The sequence below is a fragment of the Paenibacillus sp. 01T422 genome, assembly GCF_056398785.1.
Map to the genome: position 1 here is coordinate 1 of NZ_JBFTQB010000375.1, position 6,342 is coordinate 6,342.

Sequence of the window (6,342 nt, forward strand, 5' to 3'; positions counted from 1 at the left end):
GCTTTGACTGTTTGGTGATGATGGCGGAGGGGACCCACGCGTTCCCATCTCGAACACGACCGTTAAGCCCTCCAGCGTCGATGGTACTTGAACCGCAGGGTTCTGGGAGAGTAGAACGTTGCCAAGCACAMTGAAGAACCTTACAAGGAGAAATCCTCGTAAGGTTTTTTTGTTGTCTGCTGCCTCTGYCAAAGGCACCTTAGTGGTATAGCTGTATAAAGTACAGTAAATTAGCACTGATACCTGCATTTTGACCGATTACCTGCATTTCCTACAGCTAAATCAAGCGAATACACCGGAATCGTCTGATTTACCTGAAATTACCTGCACTTTTTACATCAATGTTGGTCAATCCGTCTATTGGAGGATAATTACCTGCATTTTTTGCAGTAAGTCTGGATAAATGCGAAGCATAAGGAGCATTAGTAGTACAACATTCCCACTGCGAATCAGCCTCCCATTGTACAAAGTACAACCATTTCACCAGAGTATGCAGAAAGAAGGCTATTCACTCAAATATATGTTGTACAAAGTACAACGATGAGGTAATCACCCGCTATTTTAGCGCGATTTAAATGCACAATGTGCAGCATATGGCGATGCAGGGGTGCCTGCTAGTAAGGTGAGAACCCAAAGAAACCAAACATTGTTTGTCATTTTCACAAAAGTGCGGATAGAATCAAATAAATCATTTAAACTTATATTACAATAAGGCGAAGTTTACTTCGTTGCAGCCCATGTAAGTACATATATAGATGCTGAAATTGCAGCAAGAGACAGGAGTGATGCATGTGGGAAATACATATGTTCAGATTGGAATGGCGATGCTGCGCACGGGGATTCTCGGATATGGCGGTGGTCCGTCGATAGTCCCATTAGTCCGGTATGAAGCAGTAACGCGCTTTCAGTGGATGAAAGACGAGGAGTTCATGGAGGTACTGGATACGGTTCTTTCCATCATAAACTCAAGGATAAGTGGAAGAAGAGAYAGCTGGGGACAGGTGAGGACGCATGATGGAATGGTGGCATTTATTTGTTAGTTTTTTTCTGGCTAATGTGTTTGGGTACGGAGGAGGACCTTCTTCAATACCCTTGATGTATCAGGAGATTGTTACGAACCATGCGTGGATGACTAGCAGTGAGTTCTCTAACATGCTAGCGCTGGGAAATGCGCTGCCTGGGCCGATCGCGACGAAAATTGCCGCATATGTTGGGTTTCAACTCGGCGGGTGGATCGGGGTATTAATAGCCGTGGCGGCAACGGTGGTTCCGTCGATTATCGCACTAATCATTTTATTGAATATGCTGCAGAAATATAAGCAATCCCCTGTGATCAAAGGGATGACGTTGCTTGTGCAGCCCGTGATCGCAATCATGATGGTGCTGGTTACATGGAGCAGCATGGTTGAGTCTACTAAGGCAATCGGATATCTTCAGTTTATTGGCATCGCGGCAGTGGCTTTCTATCTCATTCAAAAGAGAAAGATTCATCCTGCTTTTGTGATTGTGGCCGGCTTTGTATACGGCGGCATATTTCTTTCCTAGTTAGCGATTAGCTAAGGAGCAGCCACAAAACGTCTGTACAGACGTTTTGTGGCTGCTCCTTTTTGCATTCGCGTCATGTAAGTTGACTTGACTTTGGTGATTAGCACAAAGTGAGAGGTATTTTTCGTGTACAGCGCTAATAAGATGTGATGTTAATTGACGTGAATTTCACTTGAACAGTATAGTGGAAAAAATGGATAGATGTATGGAGCAGCAGCAGATCCTTCATGGGGAGATGCTGTTTTGAGCATATACGGTTATAAGAGGAGGGGCGCGATTGAAGACAGAGGAGCAGTATTCCGTTGAGATGATCCAGATTGTGAAGCAGTTTGGCTCCGTTATCGCGAACGATGAGGTGAATTTTCGGGCAAAAGCAGGAGAAATTCATGCGCTGCTCGGGGAAAATGGCGCCGGCAAAAGCACGATGATGTGCATGCTCTCAGGGGTGTACCGCCCCACACATGGCGAAATTCACTTGCGTGGCGAGAAAGTACGCATTCGTTCGCCTAAGGATGCGATGCGGCTTGGAATCGGCATGGTGTTTCAAAATTTCAGGCTCGTGCAGACGTTAACGGCCACGGAGAATATCGTCCTCGGGGAAACATCCTCATTCTGGAGAGGACCGCGTTGGTTAGCTCGGAAGTCGGAGGAGATTGAGGCGATTTCGAAGCATTTTGGACTGCCGTTTCCAGTGGAGCGGCCGATCTGGCAGTTATCCGTCGGCGAGCAGCAGCGGGTAGAGATTGTGAAGACGCTGTATCGCGGCGCCGAATTCATCATTTTGGATGAACCGACATCGGTCCTGACGCCAGGTGAGGTAGAGCAGCTGTTCGAAACGCTGAACCGCATGAAGCAGGAAGGCAAGACCGTCATCATGACAACACATAAGCTGAAAGAGGTGATGTTCGCTTCGGATCATATTTCCGTGATGCGCAAAGGAAAGATGATCGCAACGATGGCGAAATCGGAGACGAGCGAACGTGATTTGGCGCAGCTGATGGTCGGACAAGAGAGCGTGAATGCCCGGACTGTTGTGAGGGAGAAGCCAGCGGGTAGCCCTATGCTGGTGGTAAATGGTTTGAACGTTTACGCTGATCAAGGACGTAAGGTGCTGGATGGGCTTCATTTTGATATGAAGGCTGGGGAGATTGTCGGAGTGGCCGGCGTCTCTGGAAACGGGCAAAAAGAACTTGCGGAAGTGCTAACAGGCCTTCGCCCATGGAAAGACGGAGACATCCGATTCGACGGGAGGCCACTGCGCAATGGCTCAGTGCGGGGAGCTATCGAGCAAGGCATAGCCCATGTGCCGGAAAACCGGATGAAGAGCGGGCTCGCGGGAAGCTTGGGCGCCATCGATAACCTGCTCTTCAAAACATACCGTTCCCCCGAACGTTCGCGCTTCGGACTGCTTCGCACAGAGAACAATCGGAAATGGTCGCAGAGGCTTGTTGAGCTTTTTGATGTGAAGACGTCTGGCATTGATGCGCCTGTGCGTTATATGTCGGGTGGCAATCAGCAGAAGCTGCTCCTCGCTAGGGAGGTTGATCTCGATCCGAAGCTGATGGTAGCGGTGCATCCGACGCAAGGACTCGATGTCGGAGCGACAGCAGGAGTACATGATCAGTTAGAGGATCTGCGGAAAAAGGGGCGTTCTGTCTTGCTCATATCTGAGGACTTGAATGAGGTGCTGTTGCTATCGGACCGGATTATGGTCATGTACGGCGGACGTATCGTGGGAAATATTCCCCGAGAAGAAGCGAACCGTGAATATATCGGTATGCTGATGGCAGGGTCAGAGGAGGAGGACGCAGGATGAGTGAACAACAAACAGCCGGAACTATTCCTATGGAAACGAAAGTTGTCAAACGTGAATCGGGCTTACGCCTGCCGTATCGTTGGGAGATTGACCCAGCGGGTCGCGAAAGCCCATGGTGGAGTACCATTGTATCCATCGTTTTGGCGCTGGTAGCCTGCGGGATTTTTATCTCGTTGAACGGCATGAACCCGATTACCGTGTATGCCAAAATGCTGAAAGGCGCATTTGGCTCTTCTTTTGGCCTGACGGAGACGTTGGTTAAAGCGATTCCGCTGCTGCTGTGCGGCTTTGGGGTATCCATTGCGTACCGAATTTCTGTGTGGAATATCGGAGCCGAAGGGCAGTTTCTGGCTGGCGCAATGGCGGCGACGGCGATAACGATCTATTTTCCACATTTGCCGATATACCTATCAATTCCCTGTATGGTGGTGGCAAGCATCGCCGCGGGGGGACTTTGGGGGCTGTTGACAGCAATTCCGAGGACTTATTTTCAAGTCAATGAATTGATTACTTCACTGATGCTGAATTATGTGGCGCTGCTCGCCTTGAATTATTCGGTATTCGGTCCCTGGAAAGATCCGAAAGGTTTCAACTTTCCAGGCTCGCCGATGTTCACTGCGGCGCAATCTTTACCTACATTTGGTGCTTCGCGGCTCCATTTGGGCATTATTTTTGCCATTATCGGTGTGCTGCTTTATGCATTCGTTATTCGTTATACACGCTGGGGTTATGAACTTCGACTTATCGGAGCGAATGCAGAAGCGGCGCGGAATGCTGGAATTCGGATTACTAGGCATGTGCTAGTCGTCATGGTCATTAGCGGAGGTCTGGCTGGGCTTGCTGGCATGGGGGAGGTATCGGGTGTGGCGCATCGTCTCATGTACGGTATTTCTCCGGGGTATGGGTATACGGCTATTATCGTGGCGTGGCTGGCGAAGCTGAATCCGCTTAGTCTGGTGGTTTCGTCGGTGCTTTTTGGCGGACTGATTGTTGGTGGATATAGTGTGCAAACGATCGGCCTCCCGTCCTCGATTTCGTCGATGATTCAAGGAGCTATCTTGTTTTTTCTGATTGCAGGSGGTATGGCAGGGAAATTTCGCATGCGTCGTAACAGTTAACTAGGTGAATAACTTGATACCATACTGGCGATTGAGAGGGGCTATAAAGCGATGGAGATCTTAACGCAATTAATTGTTTCGGCCATTTCATCTGGTACTCCGTTGCTACTGGCCGTATTGGGCGGGATTCTAATCGAGAGATCCGGCATCACCCAATTAGGAGCAGAAGGGCTGATGCTGATGGGAGCGGTAACCTCTTGTCTCCTGTACATATATACGGGGAATTTGGCTTTGGCTATTCTCTGTGTTCTTGCCGTGAGTGGATTGCTCGGTTTGCTGCATGGGGTGCTTTGTGTCTCGCTGCATGCCAATCAAGTGGTTTGCGGGCTGGCGATGACGATCTTCGGTACCGGTCTTAGCGCATATCTGGGGAAGCCAGTGAGTGGACAACCGATAACCGGAGCGGTGCCTAAGCTTCATTTGGGATGGCTGGAGAATGTGCCTTTTTTGGGAAAGATTTTTGCCCATATGGACTTGTTTACTTGGTTTAGTTTTGTGCTGGTGATTGTGATGCATCTGTTCATCCATCGGACTTCATGGGGGCTGCATCTGAGGGCTGTCGGGGATAATCCCGCAACCGCTGATGTCATGGGTATACCCGTTATCGCAATTCGCTACGGCTGCATTATGATAGGTTCCATGCTGATCGGTCTTGGAGGAGCAGATCTGCTGCTTGTGTACACGCCGACATGGAATGAAGGCATGACGTCCGGGCGCGGATGGATTGCCGTGGCGCTTATTATTTTTGCCAGATGGAACCCGATTCGTGCTCTGGTGTGTGCGTATTTCTTTGGAGTTCTGGACATTCTGGGGTTCCGCGTACAGCTGATTGGCAGCCATATTCCTTCTTATTTTCTGAAAATGATTCCCTATCTCGTGACCATTCTCGTACTTATGTTCCTCGGATGGCGTAACCGCAATAAGCCTTCGGGCGCACCGGAGGCGCTGGGTGTTCCCTATATTAGGGAGCAAAGATTTTAGGCGAAAATATATGGAGGGTAGCAGATGAATGAACCAGAGAACCACTTATTCTATTTAAAAAGATGCGTTGAACTCTCTCTGTTAGCCAGAAAGTCTGGGAATACACCGTTTGGTGCGCTGCTGGTAGGGCGGTCGGGGGAGATCCTTTTGGAGCAAGGCAATATAGAAATAACCGAATCCAACTGTACGGGCCATGCTGAAACTACACTGATGGAGGCGGCCTCGAAAAAATACAGCAAAGCCGAGCTATGGGCATGCACGCTATATACGTCAGCAGAGCCGTGCGCTATGTGTGCGGGCTCCATTTATTGGGGCAATGTCGGGCGCGTCGTCTATGGCATTTCGGAGACACGTCTGGCTGAATTGACCGGGGCGGATGAGCAGAATCCTACGCTGGATTTGCCGTGTCGTGTGGTTTTCGCTAGAGGGAGCAAACCGATACAGGTCATCGGTCCAGTTCCCGAGATTGAGGCGGAGGCTGTTGCGGCGCATGCAGGCTTTTGGAAGTGATGTGATATTCGCTAGCCACCTTGGGGTGGGCTAACGGACTGAGATCACTCTATTTGCTGTTTTTAGGGTAGGATTAGCATCTAACGGACTCACGTGCCGTTATTGGCCGGGAAGTTGCCTAAAGCAGCAGCAAAATGCATAAATAACGTCATCTCAGTCCGATAGCACCTCGATTTCAGCCGAATTGGGCAGAATAACGTCTTCTCTGTCCGCTGCAACCACAGCAAATTAGAAGCCAAAAATGAAGGCCGTTAGGGGGAAGTTCCTTGTCCCTAGCGGCTATTTTTGCATTTTTACAAAAAAAGTTCCTGATGTTATGAAACTTTACAAACTTCTTTCATATAAATTGACCCATGGGGATGGCGCATTTAC

The 6,342-nt window shown here is 49.3% G+C and carries 6 protein-coding genes and 1 rRNA gene; all 7 read left to right on the plus strand.

Annotated elements, in window-relative coordinates:
- Positions 1–10: 10 nt before the first annotated feature.
- The 7 genes from rrf to AC1DUA_RS20560 all read left to right on the plus strand — a co-directional run bounded on the left by rrf (position 11) and on the right by AC1DUA_RS20560 (position 5,970).
- A 5S ribosomal RNA gene (gene rrf / locus AC1DUA_RS20530) occupies positions 11–127 on the plus strand.
- 664 nt (positions 128–791) lie between these two features.
- The gene (locus AC1DUA_RS20535) at positions 792–1,040 is read left to right on the plus strand and encodes a chromate transporter (protein ID WP_477501538.1); all 249 of its coding nucleotides are present in this window, start codon (positions 792–794) and stop codon (positions 1,038–1,040) included.
- Positions 1,012–1,545: a chromate transporter gene (locus tag AC1DUA_RS20540; protein ID WP_477501539.1), complete on the plus strand. Its 534-nt coding sequence runs from the start codon at positions 1,012–1,014 to the stop codon at positions 1,543–1,545. Before AC1DUA_RS20535 ends, AC1DUA_RS20540 begins: the two co-directional genes overlap by 29 nt.
- Positions 1,546–1,822: 277 nt before the next feature.
- Positions 1,823–3,361, plus strand: a complete 1,539-nt coding sequence (locus AC1DUA_RS20545; protein WP_477501540.1) for an ABC transporter ATP-binding protein — start codon at positions 1,823–1,825, stop codon at positions 3,359–3,361.
- Entirely contained in the window at positions 3,358–4,479 is a 1,122-nt protein-coding gene (locus AC1DUA_RS20550; protein ID WP_477501541.1) for an ABC transporter permease, read from the plus strand. Before AC1DUA_RS20545 ends, AC1DUA_RS20550 begins: the two co-directional genes overlap by 4 nt.
- A 51-nt stretch (positions 4,480–4,530) precedes the next feature.
- Positions 4,531–5,460, plus strand: a complete 930-nt coding sequence (locus AC1DUA_RS20555) for an ABC transporter permease (RefSeq protein WP_477501542.1) — start codon at positions 4,531–4,533, stop codon at positions 5,458–5,460.
- A gap of 24 nt (positions 5,461–5,484) precedes the next feature.
- The gene (locus tag AC1DUA_RS20560; protein ID WP_477501543.1) at positions 5,485–5,970 is read left to right on the plus strand and encodes a nucleoside deaminase; all 486 of its coding nucleotides are present in this window, start codon (positions 5,485–5,487) and stop codon (positions 5,968–5,970) included.
- Positions 5,971–6,342: the final 372 nt, after the last annotated feature.

What these genes read in the sequence shown, in the direction of transcription:
- AC1DUA_RS20540 (WP_477501539.1), top strand. Translation starts at nt 1,012, where the DNA reads ATGATGGAATGGTGGCATTTATTTGTTAGTTTTTTTCTGGCTAATGTG.
- AC1DUA_RS20555 (WP_477501542.1), top strand. Translation starts at nt 4,531, where the DNA reads ATGGAGATCTTAACGCAATTAATTGTTTCGGCCATTTCATCTGGTACT.
- AC1DUA_RS20560 (WP_477501543.1), top strand. Translation starts at nt 5,485, where the DNA reads ATGAATGAACCAGAGAACCACTTATTCTATTTAAAAAGATGCGTTGAA.